The 24,239-nt window shown below is 61.2% G+C and carries 27 protein-coding genes; 22 read left to right on the top strand and 5 right to left on the bottom strand.

Features of this window, described 5'->3' with window-relative positions:
* Both ACJ8HT_RS19210 and ACJ8HT_RS19215 read right to left on the bottom strand, forming a co-directional pair.
* Complete coding sequence (locus ACJ8HT_RS19210) at positions 1-1,410, bottom strand: ATP-binding protein (protein ID WP_194572180.1); 1,410 nt, start codon at positions 1,408-1,410, stop codon at positions 1-3.
* 4 nt (positions 1,411-1,414) lie between these two features.
* Positions 1,415-2,074, bottom strand: coding sequence for a response regulator (locus tag ACJ8HT_RS19215; RefSeq protein WP_047729904.1), 660 nt, complete (start codon positions 2,072-2,074; stop codon positions 1,415-1,417).
* A gap of 189 nt (positions 2,075-2,263) precedes the next feature.
* Here ACJ8HT_RS19215 and ACJ8HT_RS19220 point away from each other — a divergent pair, with 189 nt between their 5' ends.
* The 12 genes from ACJ8HT_RS19220 to rbsK all read left to right on the top strand — a co-directional run bounded on the left by ACJ8HT_RS19220 (position 2,264) and on the right by rbsK (position 12,337).
* Positions 2,264-2,497 (top strand): hypothetical protein, encoded by a 234-nt coding sequence (locus ACJ8HT_RS19220; protein WP_197653239.1) that lies wholly within the window; start codon positions 2,264-2,266, stop codon positions 2,495-2,497.
* Positions 2,498-2,592: 95 nt separating this feature from the next.
* A complete protein-coding gene (locus ACJ8HT_RS19225; RefSeq protein ID WP_100396842.1) occupies positions 2,593-3,339 on the top strand; it encodes an SDR family oxidoreductase in 747 nt (248 codons plus the stop codon).
* 76 nt (positions 3,340-3,415) lie between these two features.
* Positions 3,416-3,739: a BrnT family toxin gene (locus ACJ8HT_RS19230; protein WP_047570632.1), complete on the top strand. Its 324-nt coding sequence runs from the start codon at positions 3,416-3,418 to the stop codon at positions 3,737-3,739.
* The gene (locus ACJ8HT_RS19235; RefSeq protein ID WP_141960186.1) at positions 3,702-4,019 is read left to right on the top strand and encodes a BrnA antitoxin family protein; all 318 of its coding nucleotides are present in this window, start codon (positions 3,702-3,704) and stop codon (positions 4,017-4,019) included. Before ACJ8HT_RS19230 ends, ACJ8HT_RS19235 begins: the two co-directional genes overlap by 38 nt.
* Positions 4,020-4,398: 379 nt before the next feature.
* Entirely contained in the window at positions 4,399-5,217 is an 819-nt protein-coding gene (locus ACJ8HT_RS19240) for a DeoR/GlpR family DNA-binding transcription regulator (protein ID WP_055312180.1), read from the top strand.
* A 48-nt stretch (positions 5,218-5,265) separates the two neighbouring features.
* Positions 5,266-6,249 carry a substrate-binding domain-containing protein gene (locus tag ACJ8HT_RS19245; protein WP_197653238.1) on the top strand — a complete coding sequence of 328 codons (984 nt, stop codon included), beginning with the start codon at positions 5,266-5,268 and terminating at the stop codon, positions 6,247-6,249.
* A 2-nt stretch (positions 6,250-6,251) separates the two neighbouring features.
* Positions 6,252-7,769 carry a sugar ABC transporter ATP-binding protein gene (locus ACJ8HT_RS19250; RefSeq protein WP_197653237.1) on the top strand — a complete coding sequence of 506 codons (1,518 nt, stop codon included), beginning with the start codon at positions 6,252-6,254 and terminating at the stop codon, positions 7,767-7,769.
* Positions 7,762-8,748, top strand: a complete 987-nt coding sequence (locus ACJ8HT_RS19255) for an ABC transporter permease (RefSeq protein WP_194572184.1) — start codon at positions 7,762-7,764, stop codon at positions 8,746-8,748. Before ACJ8HT_RS19250 ends, ACJ8HT_RS19255 begins: the two co-directional genes overlap by 8 nt.
* A gap of 10 nt (positions 8,749-8,758) precedes the next feature.
* On the top strand, positions 8,759-9,793 hold the full coding sequence (locus tag ACJ8HT_RS19260) for an ABC transporter permease (protein WP_197653236.1): 1,035 nt from the start codon (positions 8,759-8,761) through the stop codon (positions 9,791-9,793).
* 30 nt (positions 9,794-9,823) lie between these two features.
* Entirely contained in the window at positions 9,824-10,495 is a 672-nt protein-coding gene (gene alsE, locus ACJ8HT_RS19265) for a D-allulose 6-phosphate 3-epimerase (RefSeq protein WP_197653235.1), read from the top strand.
* A gap of 10 nt (positions 10,496-10,505) precedes the next feature.
* Entirely contained in the window at positions 10,506-11,414 is a 909-nt protein-coding gene (gene alsK / locus ACJ8HT_RS19270; protein WP_197653234.1) for an allose kinase, read from the top strand.
* Entirely contained in the window at positions 11,411-12,337 is a 927-nt protein-coding gene (gene rbsK, locus ACJ8HT_RS19275; RefSeq protein WP_038871218.1) for a ribokinase, read from the top strand. The genes alsK and rbsK overlap by 4 nt, the downstream gene beginning before the upstream one ends.
* 32 nt (positions 12,338-12,369) lie before the next feature.
* Here the strand turns inward: rbsK and ACJ8HT_RS19280 are convergent, their stop codons facing one another.
* Entirely contained in the window at positions 12,370-12,978 is a 609-nt protein-coding gene (locus ACJ8HT_RS19280) for an HD domain-containing protein (RefSeq protein ID WP_025304127.1), read from the bottom strand.
* Between the two features lie 183 nt (positions 12,979-13,161).
* On the opposite strand from ACJ8HT_RS19280, the gene trhA reads away from it, so the two are divergent.
* Both trhA and ACJ8HT_RS19290 read left to right on the top strand, forming a co-directional pair.
* Positions 13,162-13,836, top strand: a complete 675-nt coding sequence (gene trhA / locus ACJ8HT_RS19285; protein ID WP_038871224.1) for a PAQR family membrane homeostasis protein TrhA — start codon at positions 13,162-13,164, stop codon at positions 13,834-13,836.
* A 148-nt stretch (positions 13,837-13,984) separates the two neighbouring features.
* Positions 13,985-14,482 carry a DUF2165 family protein gene (locus ACJ8HT_RS19290; RefSeq protein ID WP_049199221.1) on the top strand — a complete coding sequence of 166 codons (498 nt, stop codon included), beginning with the start codon at positions 13,985-13,987 and terminating at the stop codon, positions 14,480-14,482.
* Between the two features lie 38 nt (positions 14,483-14,520).
* On the opposite strand, the gene ygfZ is transcribed toward ACJ8HT_RS19290, so the two are convergent.
* Positions 14,521-15,513 carry a tRNA-modifying protein YgfZ gene (gene ygfZ / locus ACJ8HT_RS19295; protein WP_197653233.1) on the bottom strand — a complete coding sequence of 331 codons (993 nt, stop codon included), beginning with the start codon at positions 15,511-15,513 and terminating at the stop codon, positions 14,521-14,523.
* A 320-nt stretch (positions 15,514-15,833) separates the two neighbouring features.
* Here ygfZ and sdhE point away from each other — a divergent pair, with 320 nt between their 5' ends.
* The 5 genes from sdhE (at position 15,834) to creD (ending at position 20,058) form a co-directional block, all read left to right on the top strand.
* Positions 15,834-16,100 carry an FAD assembly factor SdhE gene (gene sdhE, locus ACJ8HT_RS19300; RefSeq protein WP_019455657.1) on the top strand — a complete coding sequence of 89 codons (267 nt, stop codon included), beginning with the start codon at positions 15,834-15,836 and terminating at the stop codon, positions 16,098-16,100.
* The gene (locus ACJ8HT_RS19305) at positions 16,081-16,503 is read left to right on the top strand and encodes a protein YgfX (protein WP_194572189.1); all 423 of its coding nucleotides are present in this window, start codon (positions 16,081-16,083) and stop codon (positions 16,501-16,503) included. Before sdhE ends, ACJ8HT_RS19305 begins: the two co-directional genes overlap by 20 nt.
* On the top strand, positions 16,503-17,198 hold the full coding sequence (creB, locus tag ACJ8HT_RS19310) for a two-component system response regulator CreB (RefSeq protein WP_033644777.1): 696 nt from the start codon (positions 16,503-16,505) through the stop codon (positions 17,196-17,198). The genes ACJ8HT_RS19305 and creB overlap by 1 nt, the downstream gene beginning before the upstream one ends.
* Positions 17,195-18,613 (top strand): two-component system sensor histidine kinase CreC, encoded by a 1,419-nt coding sequence (gene creC, locus ACJ8HT_RS19315; RefSeq protein WP_089186425.1) that lies wholly within the window; start codon positions 17,195-17,197, stop codon positions 18,611-18,613. Before creB ends, creC begins: the two co-directional genes overlap by 4 nt.
* Positions 18,614-18,693: 80 nt before the next feature.
* Entirely contained in the window at positions 18,694-20,058 is a 1,365-nt protein-coding gene (gene creD, locus ACJ8HT_RS19320) for a cell envelope integrity protein CreD (protein WP_197653232.1), read from the top strand.
* A gap of 36 nt (positions 20,059-20,094) precedes the next feature.
* Here the strand turns inward: creD and fldB are convergent, their stop codons facing one another.
* Positions 20,095-20,613, bottom strand: a complete 519-nt coding sequence (gene fldB, locus ACJ8HT_RS19325; protein WP_048324740.1) for a flavodoxin FldB — start codon at positions 20,611-20,613, stop codon at positions 20,095-20,097.
* Between the two features lie 106 nt (positions 20,614-20,719).
* Between fldB and xerD the strand changes: the two genes are divergently transcribed.
* From xerD to recJ, 3 genes are read left to right on the top strand one after another with little or no spacing between them, the layout of a single operon-like run.
* On the top strand, positions 20,720-21,619 hold the full coding sequence (gene xerD, locus ACJ8HT_RS19330; RefSeq protein ID WP_060441367.1) for a site-specific tyrosine recombinase XerD: 900 nt from the start codon (positions 20,720-20,722) through the stop codon (positions 21,617-21,619).
* A gap of 26 nt (positions 21,620-21,645) precedes the next feature.
* Positions 21,646-22,362, top strand: a complete 717-nt coding sequence (gene dsbC, locus ACJ8HT_RS19335; protein ID WP_038871236.1) for a bifunctional protein-disulfide isomerase/oxidoreductase DsbC — start codon at positions 21,646-21,648, stop codon at positions 22,360-22,362.
* Between the two features lie 6 nt (positions 22,363-22,368).
* Positions 22,369-24,102: a single-stranded-DNA-specific exonuclease RecJ gene (gene recJ, locus ACJ8HT_RS19340; RefSeq protein WP_197653231.1), complete on the top strand. Its 1,734-nt coding sequence runs from the start codon at positions 22,369-22,371 to the stop codon at positions 24,100-24,102.
* Positions 24,103-24,239 lie beyond the last annotated feature (137 nt).

Here is a 24,239-nt window from a genome sequence, read left to right on the forward strand (position 1 = left end):
TTATTCACTCTCAGTCTGTGGCCGGTAACTTTCCGGCAAATCGATAATAAAACCGATGCCGCGATCGTCGAGGCCTTCGGTGACGCGCAGCTGCGCGCCGATTTTGTCGGCCAGGTTCCGGGCGATGGCCAATCCCAGCCCGCTGCCGGTCTGCTGCGTGCCGGGCACGCGGTAAAAGCGTTCAAACAGGCGCGGAAGGTGCTCTTCGCTCACTCCGGGGCCGTTGTCGCGCAACGTAATATAGCAGCCGAGCGGCGCCAGCGAACGGATATTGGCTTCGATGCGGCTACCGGGCGGCGCGTACTTGAGCGCGTTGTCCAGCAGATTGGTGAAGATGGCGATCAGCGCATGGCGATCGGTGTTTATCACCACGTCCTCGCTGCCGTCGAGTGAAAGTTCCACATCCTTTTCCAGTGCATAGGGGACGTGCTGCGCGATGCATTTGCCAATGTCGGCGTAGATGTCCACCGCCTCGATTTTCAGCGGAAAATCCTCCGCCTCCAGCTTGGCCAGGTTGATCAGCTGGCGCGACAGCGACGCCGCGCGATCCAGCCCCTGCTGCATGTCGCCGATGATCTCCCGGCGCTCCTGTTGCTCCGAGACCTGGGTCAGCAGATGCAGCTGCGCCAGCACGGCGGCGATCGGCGTGCGCAGTTCGTGTGCCGCATCGGCCATAAAGCGTTTTTCGCGCTGGTTGGCGGCGTCGATGCGCGCCATCAGCTTGTTGACCTCCACCACCACCGGCCGGATTTCCTGATACTGCTCGCTGACGTTGATCGGCGACAGGTTACCCGGCTGGCGATCGGAGATGGTGCGGGCGATCTGGCGCAGCGGCCGCAGGCTGAAGTAGGCGGTAAACAGCAAGGTGATGATGATCGCCGCCAGAATGCCCAGCAGCGGCATGGCGGTGCTTTCCGCCGGGTTACCGAACAGCGTGGTGCGATCGTTGAACGACTCGCCGACGATCACCCGGTACTGACGCTTTTCGCTCCAGCTGCCGGCAAGATGCCAGTTGGCGCCGGCGTACTTAACGGAGCCGGACAGCACCGAAGGCGGCAGGCGCAGCGGTTCTCCCTGCGTCTGCGAACTGTAAAGCACCCGGTTGTCCCGATCGTAAACCACGAACAGCGGGTGGTAATCGATTTGATCCTGCATGCCGTTATTGATGGAATCAATGTACATGCTTTCAATGGTCTTGATGATGCCGCGATAATCGATATTGTCGGTGCCGGTTTCATCGAGAATATTGGCGATACCCACGGCGACGATGCGTTGCTGGTTATCGAAATATTTTTCCATGTCGGGGTAATACCAATATTTTACCCAGGCGACGAGGATCCCCCACAATAATAAAATGGCCAGGACCTGGAAAATAATGGTGCGCATAAAGAAGGATTTGAAACCGATCATCCTGCTACTCTTTCTTCAGCAAATAGCCAATGCCGCGTACGGTAATAATTCTTTCTTTACCGATCTTGCGCCGTAAATTATGCATGTGCACTTCCAGCGAGTTGCTTTCCACGCTGTCGCCGTGGCCGAACAGCCGCTGTTCCAACACCGCTTTGCGCACCACGGTGCCGGCACAGCGCATCAGCTCGTGCAGCAGGTGATACTCTTTTTTCGACAGCATCAGCAGTTCGTTATCCAGCGTCACCTGATGGTTGACCGGGTCGAGATACAGCGTGCCGAGGCTCCAGGTTTGCGAAGCGAAGCCCGCCATGCGTCGGTTGACCGCCTTGACGCGCGAGATGAGCTCGGGCAGCGCAAAGGGTTTGGCCAGAAAGTCGTCCGCGCCGGAATCCAGGCTGTTCACCAGGCTTTCGATGCGGTCGCGGGCGGTCAGGATGATGATGGGGATATTTTGCCCGGCGGCGCGCCAGGCGATCAGCTTTTGCAAACCGTCGCCGTCCGGTAGCGTAAGATCCAACAGCATCAAATCGAAACCGCCGGGTGAAAGTTTATTTTCCGCGTCCGAGAGCAGGCGCACCCAGCACAAATTAAAGCCGGTGAGCTCCAATGCGCGGCACAGCGCCTTGCCTAATTGCAGGTCGTCTTCCACCAACAGTATGTTCACGTTTGTTCCGCTGAGATCTTCAAGTCGCGATTATCTAACTATAACCCTGCCGGGAAGACAACGGGGAAACTCGCTTTGCCTGCGCGTTCTTAAGCAAACCTTAATCTGGCTTTAATCTCGCGTTAAGGGAACGCGGTGGAATTTCAGTTATTTTGCTGCCATTCGATACCACAACAGAAGGAGCGAAACATGCAGACTGACGTTTCCCCGCCCGCGGGCACCTCGCGGCGGCTGATATATGCAGGCGTGGCGGCCGTGCTCGTTCTGTTGATGCTGTCTTTTCGCGGCGACGCACAGAGCCATGGCCATAGTGGCCTGCATGCTGCCGGCTTACAACGGGGGCATCAGGCGGTGACGCCGGACGCCTACGGCTGCGTCAAAGCGCGCATTAAAAAGCAGCTGCGCCGCCTGGCTCAGCTTTAAAGCGTTTTTTAGCGCGCGGCTCTATACTCTGACGGGCAAATGGGGCGCCTGTGCGCAGGCCGCTGTGTTGATATCGCCAACCAGAGAAGAACAATATGACGAAAGTGGCATTGGTCACAGGCGCGAGCCGGGGAATTGGTCGCGCGACCGCTTTGCTGCTGGCCCGGCAGGGCTATGCGGTGGGGGTGAATTACCTGCGCGACGAAAGCGCGGCGCGGCAGGTAGTGGCGCAGATTGAGGCGCAGGGCGGCAAGGCGCTGGCGCTGCAGGCCGACGTGGCCGATGAAGCGCAGGTGATGGCGATGTTCGCTGCGCTGGATGCCGGGCTGGGCACGCTCAGCGCGCTGGTCAACAATGCCGGGATTCTGTTCCAGCAGGCGAACATTGAACAGTTGACCGCCGAGCGCATCAATCAGGTGCTCGGCACCAACGTGACCGGTTACTTCCTGTGTTGCCGCGAGGCGGTGAAGCGCATGGCGCTGCGCCATGGCGGGCAGGGCGGCGCTATCGTCAACGTTTCCTCCGCGGCGTCCCGGTTGGGGGCCGCGGGGGAATACGTCGATTACGCCGCCTCGAAAGGCGCCGTCGATACCCTGACCATCGGGTTATCGCGCGAGGTGGCGGCGCAGGGCATCCGCGTCAACGGCGTACGGCCCGGATTCATCTATACCGAGATGCACGCCAGCGGCGGCGAGCCCGGCCGGGTGGATCGCGTGAAGGACAGTTTACCGATGCAGCGCGGCGGGCAGCCGCAGGAAGTGGCGGAGGCGATCGCCTGGCTGCTGTCTGACGCTGCGTCTTACGTGACCGGCACTTTTATCGAGGCCGCAGGCGGGCGTTGAACGCATGAGGGGGTTTTGACATCCCGTCGTGCGGAGTGTATTTTGATTAAATAATAATCAAAATGTAGTTACAAAAATGTATGTTTATTTTGAATGGAATCAGGATAAAAATCACAGCAACCAGCGTAAACACCGCGTCAGTTTTGAGATTGCGCAACGGGTTTTTCTGGATCCCAACCATTTGGCCGTGCTGGAGAGGATCGAGGGCGGAGAAGAACGCTGGCAAACGCTCGGTATGGTCGGCTCCTGTTTGCTGCTGCTGGTGGCGCATACGACGATCGAAACGGATGTCGAAGGCGATACAGTAGAGATCGTGCGTATCATTTCAGCACGCAAGGCCGATGCCAAAGAGAGGGGAAGATATGAAGCGCAAAAATTCAGCCAAAAATCTGGCGCATAGCGTACTCCCTCCGTTGACGGAGGAGCAGAAAGCGCAAATTGCTTCGTTGAGCGCGTTGCCGGATGAGGAGATCGATTATGCCGATGCCCCGGCCTTGGGTGAGGAAAAGTGGCAGACTGCGGTGCAGGGGCGTTTTTATAAACCGATGAAAGTATCGAAAACCATCCGAATCGATGCGGATGTGTTGGCCTGGCTTCAGCGGCCAGGCAAAGGCTATCAGAAACGCCTGAACGCTGTGTTGCGTGAGGCAATGTTGAAAGAGCATGAGCGCGAGGAATAAGTCGTGTCAGACGGGTAACGGTCCGGTGAGGTTCTCACCGGATTTTTTTTGCAGTTTTTCAGGTAAAGCCTACCAGCATTAGCTGCCGCTCGGCAGCGTTCGGTCAAAACCACAAAAACGGTCATTAACGGTCATGTTGCGGAACGTGGAATTGTGACCGTTTACCGTTTCTCTCCTGTCTGTCTAAGACGTACACGCATCATAACTGCCTGTTACTCCACACTTTCGTAATTATTCATTTCATTTCCTTCCCGATTTTTTTGACAACTATCACACCGCCATCGTTGACCGATCGCGGGGCGATGCGCTTTGCGTCTGCGCGCAAAACGCGGCGCGGCAAATCGATATCGTAATCATCGTCCTGGAGGAGAAAAGAAACATGCTGCCTGTAGAACGTCATCGCTTTATCACCGAAGTCTTGAGCCAGCGCGGCCGCGTGATGGTGCAGGAGGTGGCGCAGCTGTGCCATATCTCTATCGAGACGGCGCGGCGTGATTTGGCCTTGCTGGAACGGCGCGGCCTGCTGCTGCGCAGCCACGGCGGCGCGGTGTTCGTCGAGCCGCCGGCGGTGGAGAAAACCTATGTGCCCGCCGAAATAGACCAGGGGGAATCTTTCCGCCAGCGCAGCAACGAGGCGCCGGAGCAGAAAACGCGCATCGCCAAACGCGCGCTGGAATTTATCGCGCCAGGGGATTGTCTGCTGCTGGACAGCAGCTCCACCAGCTGGTTTTTGGCGCGCCAACTGCCGGATATCTCGCTGGTGGTATTGACCAACTCGCTGCATATCATCCAGACGCTGGCCTGCAAGGCCAACGTGCGCACCATCGGACTGGGGGGCGAGTATTCCGCCAAGTACGAGGATTTTATCGGCGTGCTGGCGGAGCAGATGCTGAAGGAGTTCGTGATCAACAAGCTGTTCTTCTCCTGCCACGGCATCTGTCAGGACGGCGGCGTCCGCGAGAGCAACGAGCACCATGCGCGGTTGAAGCAGCAGATGCTGCTGGCGTCGGAGCGCAAGTTCCTGCTGGTGGACAGCAACAAGTTCGGCCGCCGCTCGTTCGCGCGCATCTGCCACTACCGGGAGATAGATACCTTAATCACCGATCGGCTCAGCGACGACGAATTTCGTCAGGAACTGGCCTGGAACAACGTCGACGTGATTGAAGTTTCACCCGCCGCGAAAAGGGCGGCGCGATAACAACAACGAAAACCCTTTATTACAGCCAACACTTGTGGAGAAAGAACAATGAAAAAATCCGTACTGGTCGGTCTGTTTGCCTCGCTGCTGCTTTCGGTCTCCGCGCAGGCGGCGGACAAGTTGAAAATGGGCGTGGTGGTGAAGATCGGCGGCATTCCCTGGTTCAACGCCATGGAGGCCGGTATCAAAAGCGAAGGCGCCAAACGCGGCATCGATGCCTGGATGGTCGGGCCGACGGCGGCGGATCCGGCGCTGCAGGTGCGCGCCATCGAAGATCTGATCGCGCAGAAGGTGGACATCATCGGCGTGGTGCCGAACGACGCCCGGGTGCTGGAGCCGGTGCTCAAGCGCGCGCAGGAAGCGGGCATCAAGGTGATCGTGCATGAATCCCCCGGCCAAAAGTACGCCGACTGGGACTTTGAGCTGGTGGACGCCTCGCAGCACGGCGTCAACCACATGAAAGCGCTGGCCGCCTGCATGAAAGAGCAGGGCAAGTACGCGGTGTACGTCGGCAGCCTGACGGTGCCGCTGCACATCACCTGGTCAGACTCGGCGATCAACTACCAGAAGCAGCACTACCCGAACATGCAGCTGGTGAGCGACAAGTTCGGCGTGGGCGAATCGCTGGATGACAGCGTGCGCACCACCAACGATCTGATGGCCAAATATCCCGATCTGAAAGGCGTGCTGGCCTTTGGTTCACAGGGGCCGATCGGCGCCGGGCGTGCGGTGCTCAATCGCGGCAAAAGCAACGATATCTGCGTCATCGGGCCGTTCAGCCCAGGCCAGGGCGCTTCTCTGGTCAATCGCGGCGCTATCAAGGGCGGCTATATCTGGAATCCGCTGGTGGCGGGCGAAGTGTTCGTGCGCATCGCCGACATGATGCACAAGGGAGAAAAGATCACCGACGGCATGACCATCGAAGGCATGGGCAAGGTGCAGGTGGATGCGCAGCAGCACACCATTCTCGGCAACGCCACCGAAAGCCTGGATAAGCAAAACCTGCCGAAGCTGGTGAAGATGGGGCTGTAATCATGGCGATTTCCGGCAATACGGCAACGCAGGGCGCGCCGCTGATCGCGCTGCAGCAGCTGTCGATGACCTTTGGCGGCCAGCGGGCGCTGAACGCTATCTCGCTGGCGCTGATGCCGGGGGAAGTGCACTGCCTGGCGGGTACCAACGGCTGCGGCAAGAGTACGTTGATCAAGGCGATCGCCGGCGTGTATCAACCGGACGACGGCAGCCGCATCACCATCGACGGGCAAACCTTCAGTCGGCTGTCGCCGGATCAGGCGCGCGCCTTCGGCATTCAGGTGATCTACCAGGATCTGTCGCTGTTTCCCAACCTGACGGTGGCGGAAAACATCGCCTTCGAGCACAACCTGCATGGGCTGCTGGGATGGTACCGCCCGGTACGGCTGCGGCGCACCGCCGAGCGACTGCTGCAGGAGCTGAGTTTCCATCTGGATCTCGATAAACGGGTGGCGGAGCTGCCGATCGCCCAGCGCCAGCAGGTGGCGATTTGCCGCGCGCTGGTGGCGGAGGCGCGGCTGGTGATCATGGATGAACCGACCGCCTCGCTGACCCGCACCGAGGTCAATCAGCTGCTGCGTACGGTGGATTACCTGAAAGCGAAAGGCATCTGCGTGGTGTTCGTCAGCCACCGGCTGGACGAGGTGCTGGAGATCTCGGATCGCGTCACGGTGATCCGCGACGGCAACAAGATCGGCACCTGGCCGGCGGCGGAGATCACCGGCGATCGTCTGACCGAGCTGATGACCGGCCTGAAGCTGGACTATCGCCTGAAGTCACCGAGCATGAATAAGGATCGGGTGATGTTGGAGGCGGATCGCCTCAGCCGCACCGGGCAGTATCAGGACGTGAGCTTCCGGCTGCATCAGGGCGAGGTGCTCGGTCTATGCGGCCTGCTCGGCTCCGGGCGCACCGAGCTGGCGCTGAGCCTGTTCGGCATGACCCAGCCGGACAGCGGCAAGCTCTACCTCGACAGCAAACCGGTGCGCTTTCGCGGCCATGAGGACGCGATCAAAGCCGGCATCGGCTATGTCTCGGAGGATCGCCTGACGCTCGGCCTGGTGCAGCAACAGTCGGTGGCGGACAACGCGGTGCTGACCATTCTCGATAAGCTGCGCGGGCGTTTTCGCCTGATTGACGACTACCGCAAGAATCGCATCGTCGCGGAGTGGATCGCCAAACTTGGCGTGCGGGTGGCGGATCCGGAGCAGGCGGTTTCGACGCTGTCCGGCGGCAATCAGCAAAAGATCGTGCTGGCCAAGTGGGTGCTGACCCAGCCGCGGATCTTGATCCTCGACTCACCGACCGTCGGCGTCGACGTTGGCGCCAAGGCCAGCATCTATCAACTGATCCATCTGCTGGCGCAGGAGGGGATCGCCATTTTACTGATCTCCGACGAGGTGCCGGAGGTGTATTACAACTGCGATCGGGTGCTGCACTTCAGCGGCGGCAGCGTGATCGGCGAATACCTGCCGGGGCAGGTGAGCCAGCAACAGCTGGCGGAGGCGGTCAATGCGTAGATTCAACCTGAAACCGCGCGGCAACGAAGGCTACCTGGCCTGGGTGCTGCTGCTGACGGTTATCGTTTTTTCGCTGCTCAGCGATCGGTTTTTGACGGTGCAAAACCTGCTCGATCTCAGCGAGAGCTATGCGGTGAGCGGCATTTTCGCCCTCGGCCTGTTCGTGGTGCTGGTGACCGGCGGTATCGATATCTCCTTCGCGGCGGTGGCCTCGGTGGTGCAGTACCTGATCGCCACGCTGGCGACCCACTACGGGCTGGCCAGCCCGGCGGGCAGCATTCTGCTGGCGTTGGCGATCGGCGCTGCGCTCGGCATGGTCAACGCGCTGTTGATCTACTGCCTGCGCATCGTCTCGATCATCGTCACCATCAGTATGCAGGCGTTGTTGTTCGGCATGCTGATGTGGCTGACCAACGGCCGCAGTCTGTACGCGCTGCCGGACTGGTGGACGCTGCCGCGCAGCGTGCTGCCGTTTCAGCTGGGTGAACAGAGCTATCAGCTCGGTTTGCCGACGCTGGTGATGCTGGCGGTGGCGCTGCTGACCTGGCTGCTGCTGAACAAGACGCACCTCGGGCGCCAGCTGTTTGCCGTCGGCGGCGATGCGGAGTCGGCGCGGCGCATCGGCATCCGCGTCGGCCTACTGCACCTGTTCGCCTATGGCTATCTGGGCGTGATGGCGGCGATCGGCGGCCTGGTGCAGGTGTACCGCATGGGGGAGGTGGTGCCCAATGCGCTGGTGGGCGGTGAGCTCGACGTACTGGCGGCGGCGGTGCTGGGCGGCGCCAGCCTGAACGGCGGCAAGGGCAGCGTGATCGGCACGCTGATGGGCGTATTCCTGATCGGCGTGCTGAAAAACGGCCTCAACCTGATCGGCGTGTCCAGCTACTTCATGAACGTGGTGATCGGCCTGGTGATCGTCGCAGCGATTACCGTCACCCACTACAAGAAACGCAAAGAAACCGACGTCGGTTTCGCCTGAGGAGCGCCTGATGGGCAACTACCTGAAATTTCGTCCGGACGGCACCGCCGTCGGCCTGTTGGCGCTGCTGGTGGCGGTGGTGCTGGCCTTCAGCCTGCTGATGCCGGGGCGCTTCTTCAGCGGCGCCACCTTCACCAGCGTGGCGTTCCAGCTGCCGGAGCTGGGCCTGCTGACCCTGGCGATGTTCATCCCGATCCTCAGCGGCGGCCTGAACCTGTGCATTATCGCCAGCGCCAACCTGACCAGCCTGCTGATGGCCTGGCTGTTCATCAGCTATCTGCCGCCGGACGCCGGGCTGGGGCTACAGGCGCTGTGGCTGGTGTTGGCGCTGGCGGCGGCGATGCTGCTGGCCGTGATGATCGGCGCGGCGACCGGCGCGTTGGTGGCCTACGTCGGCGCGCATCCGATTCTGGTGACGCTGGCCACCATGACCACGGTCAACGGCATCGGTATCTATCTGACGCGCGGTGCGGCCCTGAGCGGCATGCCGGAGATCGTGCGGTTTATCGGCGCCGAGCGCGTGCTGGGCGTACCGGTACCGCTGTGGATCTTCCTGGCGGTTGTCGTGCTGCTGGCGCTGTTCTTGCAGAAAACCCGGCTCGGCAAATGCATCTACATGAGTGGCAGCAACATCAACGCCACCCACTTCAGCGGCGTGAATACCCATCGGGTGTTGATCGCCATTTACACCCTCTCCAGCCTGCTGTGCGTGATCGCCGGGCTGGTGATGATGGCGCGCTTCAACTCGGCGCGCATGGGCTACGGCGACTCTTATCTGCTGCTGACGGTGCTGGCGATCATTTTGGGCGGCACCGATCCGTTCGGCGGTTTTGGCCGGGTCAGCGGCGTGGTCCTGGCGCTGGTGGTGCTGCAGGTGATCGCCACCGGTTTGAACCTGATGAACGTCAGCCCGCATTTCAGCCTGGCGATGTGGGGCGCGGTGCTGATCGCAGTGCTGGCGCTGAAGTTTTTCCGCCATCGCTATCGGCAGCGGCGGGCGATGCGCCGCAGCGCGGCCCAGGCCAGAGCCGCAGCGGGCCACTGATCCTTTTCCCTTTTGCGCAGGATAACGCTAATGAAATACCAGATTTCACCTTCACTGATGTGCATGAACCTGATGGATATCCGGCAGCAATTGGCGGTGCTGAACCGCCGCGCCGATATGCTGCATATCGACATCATGGATGGGCACTACGTTAAAAACATCACGCTGTCGCCGTTCTTTATCGAACAGATCCGCCCGCACACCTCGTTGCTGCTGGACGTGCATCTGATGGTGGAGAACCCGACCGATTTTATCGACCCGATCGCCCGTGCCGGCGCGGACTTTATCTGCCCGCACGCCGAAACCATCAACCGCGATGCGTTCCGGGTGATCAACCAGATCCGCGCGCTGGGCAAAAAAGTGGGGGTGGTGCTGAACCCGGCTACGCCGGTGGAGTTTATCCGCCACTACCTTCATCTGCTGGACAAGGTCACCGTGATGACCGTCGATCCGGGCTATGCCGGGCAGCCGTTCATTCCCGAAATGCTGGAAAAGATCCGCCAGTTGCGCGATCTGAAACGCCAACAAAACCTGAGCTATCTGATCGAGATCGACGGATCCTGCAATCAGCGCACCTACCGCGATCTGATGGCTGCCGGCGCGGAAGTCTTGATCGTCGGCAGCTCCGGGCTGTTCAACCTCGATCCGGATCTGGAGACGGCATGGGAAAAAATGCTGGATCAGATGCGGCAGGCGGCCTGAGGCGGGGGACATGATGCGGCATTTTCTTGGCGTAGACGTCGGCGGCACCAATACCCGCCTGCTGTTGATGGATGATGACGGCGAGTTCAGCGGGTACCTCAAGATAGCGACCGCCGATTGGGCACGGCAGGCCGATCCGCTGGTGGCGTTGGGCCGCCTGATCGCCGGGCATTGCAAAGATCGTCAGGTGGCGCAGGTGATGCTCGGGCTGCCGGGGATCCTCAGCCGGGATCGCTCGCGGGTGCTGTCGCTGCCGTTCATTCCGGCGCTGGACGCCCAGCCGGTGGCGGCGCTGTTGGCCGATGCGCTGGCGCTGCCGGTGCGGATGGATAAAGACGTCAATCACCTGCTGTGGTGGGACTTGCAGCAGCTGCCGGCGCTGCCGCAGGTGGCGGTGGGGCTGTATCTGGGCACCGGCATGGGCAACAGCCTGTGGCTGAACGGCGACTTTTATCACGGGGCGCACGGCGCCGCCGGTGAGCTGGGGCACATTCCCTGGCCGGGCCATCAGGGTGAGTGCCCGTGCGGTAAACGGGGCTGCGTCGAGAGCCTGACCTCGGGCCACTGGCTGACCGGCTGGGCGCGCGCCAACGCGGCGCAAACGCCGTTCGAACGGCTATTCGAACGCCACGGCGAACATCCGGATCTGCGGCGCTTCGTCGAACGATTGGCGCAGACCATCGCCATCGAAATGAACGTGCTCGATCCCCAGCGGCTGATCCTGGGCGGCGGCGTGATCGCCATGAGCGGTTTCCCGTTGGCACGCCTTAAGCAAGAGATCCGCCGCCATTTGCGCGGGCCGCAGCCGGCGCAGGGGCTGGCGATCTCCATCAGCCGCCTGACCGATGAAACCGGCAGCAAAGGCGCCTGCCTGGCCGCCCGGCGCCACCTCCAATTGAGCAGGGAGTACCCGCAATGAAAGGCAAAGTCTGCGTGTTCGGTTCGTTCAACCTGGATATCGTCGCCGGCATGGCGCGCTTTCCGCAGCCCGGCGAATCGCTGATCGCCCGCAACAGCATGATGGGCGCGGGCGGTAAGGGGGCCAACCAGGCCACCGCCGCGCTGCGCGCTGGGGCAAGGGTGCATTATATCGGCAAGGTGGGGCGCGATGACTTCGGCACCTTCGCCCGGCGCCACCTCGCCGCCGCTGGTTTCGATGCGGTGACGCTGTTCTCGACCGGCGATTGCCCGACCGGCAATGCGCTTATCTACGTTGCCGGTGAGGAGGCGGAGAACATGATCGCCGTCGATCCCGGCGCCAACCTGACGGTCAGCGAAGACGAGGTGCGCCAGTGTCGGCCGGCGATCGCCGCGGCGGACATTCTGTTGACCCAACTGGAGAACAATCTGCCGGCGATTGAGCAGGTGATCGCTATCGCCCGCGAGGCGCAGACGTTCATCATTCTCAACCCGGCGCCGTTTCAGCCGGTGCCGGACAGCCTGCTGGCACAGGTCGATATGCTGACGCCCAACGCCACCGAGTGTACGTTGCTGACCGGCGTGCCGGTGCGGGATGTGGCTTCGGCGCGCCAGGCGGCGCAGGTGCTGCATGCCAAAGGCATTCGCTTACTGATCGTGACCTTGGGCACGCAAGGGGCGTTGTTCTCGGACGGGGAAAACAGCGAGCTGATCCCGGCGTTTCCAGCGCAGCCGAAAGACACCACCGGCGCGGGCGATGCGTTTAACGGCGCCCTGGCGGCGCAGCTGGCGAATCAGGTGCCGTTAGCCGATGCGGTGCGCTTTGCCGCCGCCTACGCGGCGGTCTGCGTGGAGCGCGCCGGGGCGGCGGGGTCGATGCCGAGCTATGAGGAGGCGTTGGAACGCCAACGGGCATTCGCTTGACGTTGAAGGGCTGCCGCGGCAGCCCGGTTTACTTACTTCAACCAGCCTTTGCGCTGCGCATCCCGCAGGTGTTGCTCCATGTGGTGCCACAGCTCGGGGTGCACGTCGGCGATCGATGCATTGCGCGCCAGCACCTGCTCCAGGCTGATGCCGTTCTCTACCCAGCTCTGGCCTTCATTGTGCAGGTTCATCAGCATCGGCATGGTGCGATCCAGCAGCAAAGCGAAGCGTGCATCGGCGCTTTCGCCATCTTCATATTCCTGCCATAAAGCGGTGAAATACTCGCGCTGAGCCTCCGGCAACATGCCGAACAGACGGCGCGCCGCCGCCACTTCCTGATCGTGGATCGCCGCGCGGGCCGCCAGATCGTAGACCAGCACGTCGCCGGCGTCGATTTCCACGATGTCATGCAGCAGCGCCATCTGGATCACGCGCTGAATGTCTACGTCATCACCGGCGTAGGGCGCCAGACTCATGGCGGCGATGGCGAAATGCCAACTGTGTTCGGCGGAGTTTTCCTGGCGCTGGGTGCCCAGCACTTTGGTGCGGCGTTGCACGCCTTTCAACTTATCGATTTCCATCAGGAACTGGATGACCTGGGTCATTGAGCCGAAATCTAACGCGGGTACAGCGGATGACATGGTGTAAACCTCAAGGTGGGTGGGTTGAAGCCTGACGATTGTAGACCACCGGGCGGGCGATTTCGATGGTTACACGCGTTCACATTTTTATTTTAGCGTACACGTGTACACTGGAATTATTCTCAGTTAAGCTGCTTTGCGTTAATTTCGCACAAAGCAGGGCATTTTGAGGGGTTGCGCGTTATGGGGAAAACGGACGTAGTGAAAGCCGGGAACAATAAGATTGTCGCCGCGGCTTATCCGTGGGCGGAAGAGATCGCCAACAGCATCAGCCACGGCATTGGGCTGGTGTTCGGTATCGTCGGCCTGGTGTTGCTGCTGGTGCAGGCGGTGAATACCGGCGCGGATGCGACGGCCATCACCAGTTACAGCCTGTACGGCGGCAGCATGATCCTGCTGTTTCTTGCTTCCACGCTGTACCATGCGATCCCGCATCAGAAGGCCAAGCATTGGCTGAAAAAATTTGACCACTGCGCCATTTATCTCCTGATTGCCGGGACTTACACCCCGTTTTTGCTGGTGGGGCTGGACTCGCCGCTGGCGAAGGGCCTGATGGCGGTAATCTGGGGGTTGGCGCTGCTGGGCGTGTTGTTCAAGCTGGCCTTCGCCCACCGTTTTGAAGCCCTGTCGCTGGTGACCTACCTGACGATGGGCTGGCTGTCGCTGATCGTGATTTATCAGCTGGTCACGCGGCTGGAGGCCGGTGGCGTCACGCTGCTGGCGATTGGCGGGGTGGTCTACACCCTGGGGGTGATTTTCTACGCCTCCAAGCGCATTCGCTTTGGCCACGCCATCTGGCACGCCTTCGTGCTCGGCGGCAGCGCCTGCCATTTCATGGCGATCTACCTGTACGTCTAAGCGTTGCCGCTACGTCTGAATGCGTATTGAACTGGCGCCTCTTTTATTTTAAAAAAGAGGCGCTTGCTTCTTTCGGGTATCCAGCAAGCCCGTTCTTTCATTTCTGAGCCCGCATACTCTTTCTCTTACCTGTTCAGGACTCATTACGATGATCGTTCGCTTATCCAAAGCGCTGCTGGTCTGCGCTATCGCCTTGTTCGCTTCGCTGGTCGCCTTCGGCAATATCACCGATTACGGCTCCAACTTCGCCTTCGTGCGCCACGTCTTTATGATGGACACCATTTTCCCCGACGCCACCATCGGCTACCGATCGATACAGACGCCGTGGCTGCATCACGCCGGCTATATTTTCATCATTGCGCTGGAGAGCCTGACCGCGCTGTTGTGCTGGATCGGCGGTCTGCGTCTGTTGGGCGGCCTGAAACTGCCTGCTAAAGCCTTCAACGGCCGGAAAAAACTGGCGGTAGTGGGGCTGACGCTGGGCTTCCTCACCTGGCAGGTCGGCTTCATGTCGATTGGGGGCGAGTGGTTCGGCATGTGGATGTCGCAGCAGTGGAACGGCGTACCGAGTGCGTTTCGCTTCTTCGTCACCATCATCCTGGTGCTGATTTATCTGGTGCAGCGCGACGGGGAGTTGGACGAGTAACGAAGACGGCCGCAGGCAGGGCGCCTGCGGCCGATGGATTATTTCTCTTCGGCCAGCGAGTACGGCAAGGGTTTGATCGCCAGCTGGCTGGCGGCATCGTCGCGCACCCGCAGCTTGCTGTCGGCGTCCAAATCGTTGTTCATCACCACCTGTACCCACAGCGTGCCGTCGGCCAGTTGGCTCGACGCCAGTACGGTGCCGGTGCGGCGCCAGTTTTCACCCAGCTGCAGCTCCAGATCTTCCGCCGCCTGCGGGGCGCGGGCCGCCTTACCTTCCAGCCAGTAGAGCGCACGCTTGTTGGCACCGCGGAATTTGGCGCGCGCCACCATCTCCTGACCGGTATAGCAGCCCTTGCTGAAGCTGATGCCTTCCAGCGCCTGCAGGTTGGTAGCCTGCGGGATCAGCTGTGCGCTGTTGGCGGCGTCGATAACCGGATAGCCGGCTTCGATCTCCAGCGCCAGCCACTGGCCGCTGTCATTCAGTTCCGCCTGGTCATGCAGTTTGCCGATCAGCTGTTCGGCCACGGCGGGGCGGGTCACCAGCAGAAAACGTTCCGCCGGCGCATTGAAGTGCAGAATCGTGGTGTCGCCGTCCTGCACCACCGGGTGTCCGGCATCTGGCAGCGTAGCGAACAGGTCCGCCAACGCGGCGCGCGCCTGGAAACCGGCGACGCCCAGCAACACCGCATCGTTATCGGCGGCGATGGTGACTTTGGAGAATACCGCGTATTTTTTGATTTCAGCCAGCTGGCTGTCCAGTACGCTGCGGCGTTCCAGATAGGCGAAGCCTTCGCCACGGTGGAACAGACGCAGGTTGCTCCACATTTTGCCCTTGGCGTCGCAGTGGGCGCACAGCACGTGCCGATCGGCCGCCAGCGCGTCGATGTCCGCCGTCACCTGGCCCTGGAGATACTTCACCGTGTCCGGCCCGTTCAGCGTCACCAGCGCCCAATCTTCCAGCGAGATCAGCGTCAGGGGCAGATGGGTGGAGGCGGAGGGCTGACGGGGTGGGAATGGAATGTTATGCGCCATAGTAAGTTCCTGCTCAACGTTTAGCTTACCTGAAGGGTATTGACCCCATGGTAAAAGAGGCGGCGGGCTTTGCAAACTGTTATTCGCGCCGTGGGGCCGGGGTGCGCTTTTTTTGGCATTTTGCGCTTTATTACGTTTTCCGCAGCAAAGCGCCTTCCCGGCGTGTATGTCAAATTGTTACTCTATAGGCTTGCGGCCTGGGCACCCTTGCAGACAGATCCCCGGCTGATGGAATTATATTGCGACGGCGTTGCCATACAGTGTGTCATTTGAACCCTGCGCTGGTGCTGCCGCGCTGAAAAGAGGTGAGTCATAACAACATGGATATTAACAACAAAGCACGTATTCACTGGGCTTGCCGCCGTGGCATGCGCGAGCTGGACATCTCCATCATGCCGTTCTTCGAATACGAATACGACAGCCTGAATGACGCGGACAAGGCGTTGTTCATCCGCCTGCTGGAGTGCGACGATCCCGATTTGTTCAACTGGCTGATGAATCATGGCGCGCCGCAGGACAGCGAGCTGCAGAGAATGGTGACCCTGATCCAAACGCGAAATAAAGACCGTGGCCCAGTGGCGATGTGATATCCGCATTTCCTGGCGCACTCAGCTGTTTTCCCTGTTGACCCACGGCGTTCTGATCCTGCTGATCCTGATTTCGCCCTGGCCGGAAGGCTTGGGCCCGCTCTGGCTGGTGTTGCTGACGCTGGTGGTGTTTCAGTGCATTCGCAGCCAGAAGCGCATCGCCGCAGTGCAGGGCGAGCTGCGGCTGCTGGCGGACCGGCGCTTCAGCTGGCACGGCCGCGAGTGGCGGCTGGCGAAAAAACCGTGGATGCCGGGCTATGGCATGCTGCTGACGCTGCAGCCGATGGAGGGCAAAAAGCGCCGCCGGCTGTGGCTGGCTTCCGACTGCATGAGCAAAGAGGAGTGGCGCCACCTGCGGCAGCTGTTGCTGTATCCGCCGGCGGGTGACGGCGAGGAGGCCTGATGAAACCCGTACTCTGGTTGGTGGAGGATGAACCCAGCATTGCCGATACGCTGGTTTACACGCTGGAGAGCGAAGGCTTCGAGGTGCGCTGGTTCGAACGCGCGGAACCGGCGTTGCAGGCGCTGGCGCAAGGCGCGCCCGCGCTCGCTATCCTCGATGTCGGTTTGCCGGATATCAACGGCTTTGAATTGTGTCGCCGCCTGCTGGCTCAGGCGGCCGATCTGCCGATTTTGTTTCTTACCGCCCGCAGTGATGAAGTGGATCGCCTGATTGGGCTGGAGATCGGCGCCGACGACTATGTCGCCAAGCCGTTCTCCCCTCGCGAGGTTAGCGCACGGGTGCGCACCATTTTGCGCCGCCTGTATAAGCAGCAGCGCTTGCAACAGAGCGCCCGCTACCATTTCGGCGCTTTCACGCTCGACGAAGACGCGGCCACTATCTCCTACCATCAGCGGCCGCTGCCGCTGACCCGTTACGAATACCTGCTGCTGAAGACTCTGCTGTTGGCGCCCGGACGGGTGTTCTCGCGGCAGCAACTGATGGAAAGCGTTTGGGCGCAGGCGGAAGAAAGCCTGGATCGCACCGTCGACACCCACATCAAAACGCTGCGCGCCAAGCTGCGTGCGGTGGAACCCGGTGAGCCGCCCATCCACACCCACCGCGGATTGGGCTACAGCGTGAGCCGCCAGCCATGAAAATTGGCCTGCGCCTGCTGCTGGGATATTTTCTGATCGTGGCGGTGGCCGGGTACTTCGTGTTGAGCATTTTCGTCCAGGAAGTGAAGCCCGGCGTGCGGCGCGCTACCGAAGGCACGCTGGTGGACACCGCTAACCTGCTGGCGCAGATCGCCCGTCAGGACATGCAGCGCGGCGATGCGGCGCATGGTCAACTGGCGCAGGCGTTTACGCAGCTGAACCAGCGGCCGATCGGCGCCAATATCTCCGGCATCCGCAAGGATCGCAGCGAATACCACGTCTATCTTACCGATGCCCAGGGGCGAGTTATCTTCGATTCTGCCGGCCGCGCGCTGGGGCAGGACTATTCGCGCTGGAATGACGTTTATCGGACGCTGCGCGGCCAGTACGGCGCCCGCAGTACCCGCAGCGACCCGCAGGATGAAAACAGTTCGGTGATGTATGTGGCCGCGCCGGTGATAGAACAAGGGCGTATTATCGGCGTACTCACCGTGGGCAAACCCAACAGCACCATGGCGCCGGTGATCAAACGCAGCGAACGGCGCATTCTGTGGGCCGGCGCATTGCTGCTGGGGATCGCGCTGCTGATCGGGGCGGTATTCGTCTGGTGGATCACCCGTTCGATAGGCCGGCTGGTGCGCTATGCCGACGGGGTGGCGCAGGGAGAAAACGCGCCGCTGCCCAAAGTGGGCGGCCGGGAACTGACGCAGCTGGCGCAGGCGCTGGAGAGCATGCGACTGAAGCTGGAAGGCAAAGCATATATCGAACAGTATGCACATACCCTGACGCATGAGCTGAAAAGCCCGCTGGCGGCGATCAGGGGCGCGGCAGAGCTGTTGCAAGAGTTGCCGCCGCCGGAGACCGCCCGGCGTTTTCTCACCAATATCGAGCAGCAAAGCGCACGCATCCAGCAGCTGGTGGACAAACTGCTGGTGCAGGCGCGGCTGGAGAGTCGGCCAGACATGGAGACCGCGCCCATCGCGATCGCGGCGCTGGTCAGCCAGACGGTGGCGGGCAAAGAGGCGCAGGCGACGCAGCGCGGCGTCAGGTTACAATTGGAGGCGCTGGCAGAGGTGACGCTGAACGGCGATGCGTTGCTGATCAGCCAGGCGCTGACCAACCTGCTGGACAACGCGATCGACTTTACCCCGCCGGGCGGTTGCGTCAGCGTACGAGGCGAACGGCGGGAACAGCACTACTGCATCAGCGTTTGCGATGACGGCAGCGGCATTCCGGACTATGCGCTCGATAAGGTGTTCGAACGTTTTTATTCGCTGCCGCGCGCCGAACGGCCGAAAAGCAGCGGGCTGGGGCTGAACTTCGTGCAGGAGGTCGCCCGTCTGCATCATGGCGGCATTCACCTGCGCAACCGCCGGCCGCACGGGGTGGAAGCGACTTTCAGGTTATCGCTGTGACTTCACCTTCCCTTCACATAACCACATTCTGATTTCACCTGCGGGTTTTATCGTGGCCTCATTACCTACGAGGAGCGAGCATGATGAAATCGGTACTTTTCTGGAAAATAACCACGCTGCTGGGATTGATGGTGGTGATGTTGATCCCCATCGCCCAACTGATGAGCGTGATCGACGAACGCAGTGGCTATCGGCAAAGTGTGGTCGGGCATGTAAGCGAAAGCACCAGCGGGGCACAGCGCGTGCTCGGCCCGTTGATTGTCATTCCCTACGTCGAACGGGAAGAGAAGAAAGATGAGAAAGGACAAACGGTAGTGCAGCGGGTGCAGCATTACCGCTATTTGCTGCCGGAGTCGCTTCAGGTGCTGGGGGCGCCGAAAGTAGAGGTGCGTAAACTGGGCATTTATCAGACGCAGGTTTACCAGGGGCCGCTGAAATTCAAGGTGCGTTTCGGCCAGCCGGAACTGGCGGATTTGCAACGTGCCAACGTGACCCTCGGCCAGCCGTTCCTGCTGGTGGCGCTGAGCGACTCTCGCGGCATCAAGAGCATTTCTCCTCTGGAAATACCGCAGCCGGTGGCGTTTGAACCGGGCACCGGCGTGGGAGCGTTGCGCCAGGGGATCCACGCACCGTTGACGCTGGCGGCGCTGCAACAAAAAGAGGGGCTGAACGCCGACTTCACCCTGACGCTGGCGGGCACCAGCAGCCTGTCGCTGGTGCCGCTGGGGCGCAGCAGCGAATTGCAGCTGCAAAGCAACTGGCCGCACCCGAATTTCCTCGGCAACTTCCTGCCGGATGAACGCAAGGTGACGGAGCAAGGGTTTAGCGCTCGCTGGCGCAGCACCTGGTTCGCCAACAATATCAACAGTGCGTTCCATTACGACGATGGCATTATCGACGAGGACAAGCTGCCGGCCTTCAGCGCCAGCCTGGTCGAACCGGTCGATCACTATCAGCTGGCCGAGCGCGCGGTCAAATACGCGCTGCTGTTTATCGGGCTGACGTTTATGGCGTTTTTCCTGTTCGAAACCCTGACCGGGCTGCGGGTGCACCCGATTCAGTACCTGCTGGTCGGCGCGGCGCTGGTGTTGTTCTACCTGATTCTGCTGGCCTTCTCCGAACACCTGGGATTCGCTCTCGCTTACCTGGCGGCCAGCATCGCCTGCAGCGGTCTGATCGGCTTCTATCTGAGTGCCGTACTGCGCGGCAAGCTACGCGGTGCGCTGTTCGCCGTGAGCCTGTTGCTGTTGTACGGCGTGCTCTATTTGCTGTTGCAGTCGGAGGACAATGCGTTGGTGCTGGGAGCAGGGCTGCTGTTCGCCATTCTGGCGGGCATTATGCTGTTGACGCGCAAGCTGGACTGGTATCAGGTGGCGGATCCGGCGCGGTTGACCAAGGAAACGCCGGCCGGGGAAGAGGAGCCACGCTTCCGTCTGTGGAAATAAGCGGGGAAATCGGGCGCGCTCAGCGCCCGACAGCGGCTACAGCAGCGGTTCCATCTCCAACAGGATCTGCTCGCACCATTGCTGCAGGCGCTCTTCGCTCAGATCGTATTGGTTGACCTCATCGAGCGCCAGGCCGACGAAGTGTTTGCCGTCGGCGCTCAGCGGTTTGGGGCTGGTGAACTCGAAGCCGTCGGTCGGCCAGAAGCCGATGAACTGTACGCCCAGCGGCGCGATTTGATCGTGCAGCATGCCCAGCGCGTCGAGGAACCACTCACCGTAACCGAGCTGATCGCCCATGCCGTACATGGCGACGATTTTGCCTTTCAGATCCAGCGCCGGCAGCTGCGGCCAGATCGCTTCCCAGTCTTCCTGCAGTTCGCCGAAATCCCAGGTCGGGATGCCGAGGATCAGAATGGAATAGTCCTCCATCAGCTTGGGAGAGACGTCTTTCAGGTTGTGCAGGTCGACCAGGTCTTCACCCAGAATCTCACGGATTTTTTCTGCCGCCATCTCGGTGTAGCAGGTGCTGGAGCCGTAAAACAGACCAATCTTCATGTGTAAACCGTTACGTTGCTGTTTAGAGAATTGCAGCGAGTATACCTGATTTGCGTCGGCTTAAGGCATAATGGCGCGGGTGGAAATGCAACAAAGAGAGGACCGCGTGCAACAGCAAGACAATGCGCTGATTGAACAATTCCTGGATGCGCTGTGGCTTGAGCGCAATCTGGCGGAAAATACGCTGGCCTCCTACCGGCTGGATTTGCAGGCTCTGGGCACCTGGCTTGGCCATCAAAACACCGCCTTGCTGCAGGCGCAGGCGTTGGATCTGCAGGCCTTTCTCGCCGAGCGGGTGGACGGCGGCTACAAGGCCACCAGCTCCGCGCGTTTGCTGAGCGCCATGCGCCGCCTGTTTCAGTACCTGTATCGCGAAAAACTGCGCGCCGACGATCCCACCGCGCAGCTGGCGTCTCCCAAACTGCCGCAGCGTTTGCCGAAGGATCTGAGCGAGGCGCAGGTCGATGCGCTGTTGCAGGCGCCCTGCGTCGATCAACCGCTGGAGCTGCGCGACAAGGCGATGCTCGAAGTGTTGTACGCCACCGGGCTGCGGGTTTCCGAACTGGTGGGGCTGAGCATCAGCGACGTCAGCCTGCGCCAGGGCGTAGTGCGGGTGATCGGCAAGGGCAACAAGGAGCGGCTGGTGCCGCTGGGTGAAGAGGCGGTCTACTGGATCGAAAATTATCTGGAACACGGCCGTCCGTGGCTGGTCAACGGTCAGACGCTGGATGTGTTGTTCCCTAGCACCCGTTGCCAGCAAATGACCCGACAGACGTTCTGGCATCGCATCAAACACTATGCCATCCTTGCGGGCATCGACAGTGAACGTCTGTCGCCGCACGTGTTGCGGCACGCGTTTGCCACCCATTTGCTGAACCATGGGGCCGATCTCCGTGTCGTACAGATGTTGTTAGGGCACAGCGATCTCTCGACCACGCAAATTTATACTCATGTAGCGACCGAACGACTGAAACAGCTACATCAACAGCATCACCCGCGCGCCTGAGCGGCGGGTTCGAAAGGATTGGAACAATGAAAAAAGGTTTAATGCTGCTCTCTCTGCTGGTGGCTTCGGTGACCGGTGCCGCCCATGCCGACGACGCGGCGATCAAAAAAGCGCTCGCCAGCCTGGGCATCCAGCAGGCGGACGTGCAGCCTTCGCCGGTTAACGGCCTGAAAACCGTGCTGACCGACAGCGGCGTGCTGTACGCCTCCGAAGACGGCAAGCACATCCTGCAGGGCCCGCTGTTCGACGTCAGCGGCAAAGAGCCGGTCAACGTGACCAACCAACTGCTGAGCAGCAAGATGGACGCGCTGAAAGATCAAATGATCGTCTACAAAGCGCCGAAAGAGAAACACGTGATCACCGTGTTCACCGATATCACCTGCGGTTACTGCCATAAGCTGCACCAGCAGATGAAAGAGTACAACGATCTGGGCATCACCGTGCGTTATCTGGCGTTCCCGCGTCAGGGGCTGGCTTCCCAGGCTGAGAAAGACATGAAGTCTATCTGGTGTACCGCCGACAAGGCCAAGGCGTTCGACGCCGCCATGAAGGGCGACGCCATCTCTCCGGCCACCTGCAAAACTGACATCAGCAAGCATTACGAGCTGGGCGTGCAGTTCGGCATTCAGGGCACGCCGGCGATCATTCTGGAAAACGGCATGATGATCCCAGGCTATCAGGGGCCAAAAGAGATGGCCGCCATGCTGGATGCGCACCAGGCCGCCACCAAAGCCGGTGGTTAATCGCCGGTGAGTATTAAAACGCAACTACGCCGCCGTCCGGCGGCGGACGACACGCATCTGCCCGCCAGTTTGCCGCCGCTGCTGCGCCGGCTTTACGCCCTGCGCGGCGTTCAGGGTGAGCAGGAGCTGGAGCGCGGCGTCAAGGGCATGCTGCCCTGGCAACAGCTGGACGGTATCGACGACGCTGTCAGCCTGCTGCAACAGGCGCTGGCCGACGGTCGCCGCATCATGGTGGTGGGCGATTTCGACGCCGACGGCGCCACCAGCACCGCGCTGACGGTGCTGGCGCTGCGCAGCATGGGCGGCGCAGCCGTCGACTACCTGGTGCCGAACCGCTTTGAAGACGGCTACGGCCTGAGCCCCGAAGTGGTGGAGCAGGCGGCGGCGCGCGGCGCGGAGCTGATCGTCACCGTCGATAACGGCATCTCCTCCCACGCCGGCGTCGACGTGGCGCACGCCAAGGGCATGCAGGTGCTGGTGACCGATCACCACCTGCCGGGCGAGACCCTGCCGGCGGCCGAAGCGATCGTCAATCCCAACCTGCGCGGCTGCGCCTTCCCGTCCAAATCGCTGGCCGGAGTGGGCGTTGCGTTCTACCTGATGTTGGCGCTGCGCGCCCGGCTGCGGGACAGCGACTGGTTCGAACAGCGTGCGCTGGCGATGCCCAATCTGGCGGAACTGCTGGATTTGGTGGCGCTCGGCACCGTGGCCGACGTGGTGCCGCTGGACGCCAACAACCGCATTCTGGTGTATCAAGGGTTAAACCGCATCCGCGCCGGTAAATGCCGTCCGGGCATCCGCGCGCTGCTTGAGGTAGCTAACCGCGATGCCCGCCAGCTGGCGGCCAACGATCTCGGTTTCGCCCTCGGCCCGCGTCTCAACGCCGCCGGCAGGCTGGACGACATGTCGATCGGCGTGGCGCTGCTGCTGAGCGACGACATCGCGCAGGCGCGTATGCTGGCCAACGATCTCGACGCGTTGAACCAGACGCGACGCGAGATAGAGCAGGGCATGCAGGTGGAAGCCCTGCAACTGTGCGACCAGTTGGAGCGCACCAGCACCGAGCTGCCTTACGGGTTGGCGATGTATCACCCGGAATGGCACCAGGGCGTGGTGGGTATCCTCGCCTCGCGTATCAAAGAGCGTTTCCACCGCCCGGTGATCGCATTCGCGCCGGCGGGTGACGGCATCCTGAAAGGCTCCGGCCGTTCGGTGCCCGGCCTGCACATGCGCGACGCGCTGGAGCGGCTGGATATGCTGAACCCCGGCCTGATGATGAAGTTTGGCGGCCACGCGATGGCGGCCGGGCTGTCGCTGGAAGAGGCCAGGTTCGACGAGTTCCGCCAGCGCTTCGGCGAGCTGGTGGGGGAATGGCTCGATCCGGCGATGCTGGAAGGGGTGATCTGGTCCGATGGCGAACTGGCGATGCAGGAGCTGTCGCTGACGACGGCGGAGCTGCTGCGCGAGGGCGGCCCATGGGGCCAGGCGTTCCCGGAGCCGACCTTTGACGGCAAATTCCGCATTCTGCAGCAGCGGCTGGTGGGTGAGAAACACCTGAAGCTGATGGTGGAACCGCTCGGCGGCGGCCCGCTGCTCGACGGCATCGCGTTCAACGTGGACACCACGCTGTGGCCGGACAGCAGCGTGCGCGAGGTCGAACTGGCCTACAAGCTCGACGTCAACGAGTTTCGCGGCAACCGCAACGTGCAGCTGCTGATCCAGCATCTTTGGCCGCGCTAAGGCGAAATTGAACACAATTCGGGGATTGGGCTCTCCAATCCCCTGCATCCTTCCCGATCGCCACAAAAACTGACCAACTCGCTATAAACTGCCGCCCGGATCCGTTAGAATTAGCGGTTCCAATGGCATTCCGCCAT

Source organism: Serratia sp. CY44782 (genome assembly GCF_052168715.1).
Taxonomy (GTDB): Bacteria; Pseudomonadota; Gammaproteobacteria; order Enterobacterales; family Enterobacteriaceae; genus Serratia; species Serratia nevei.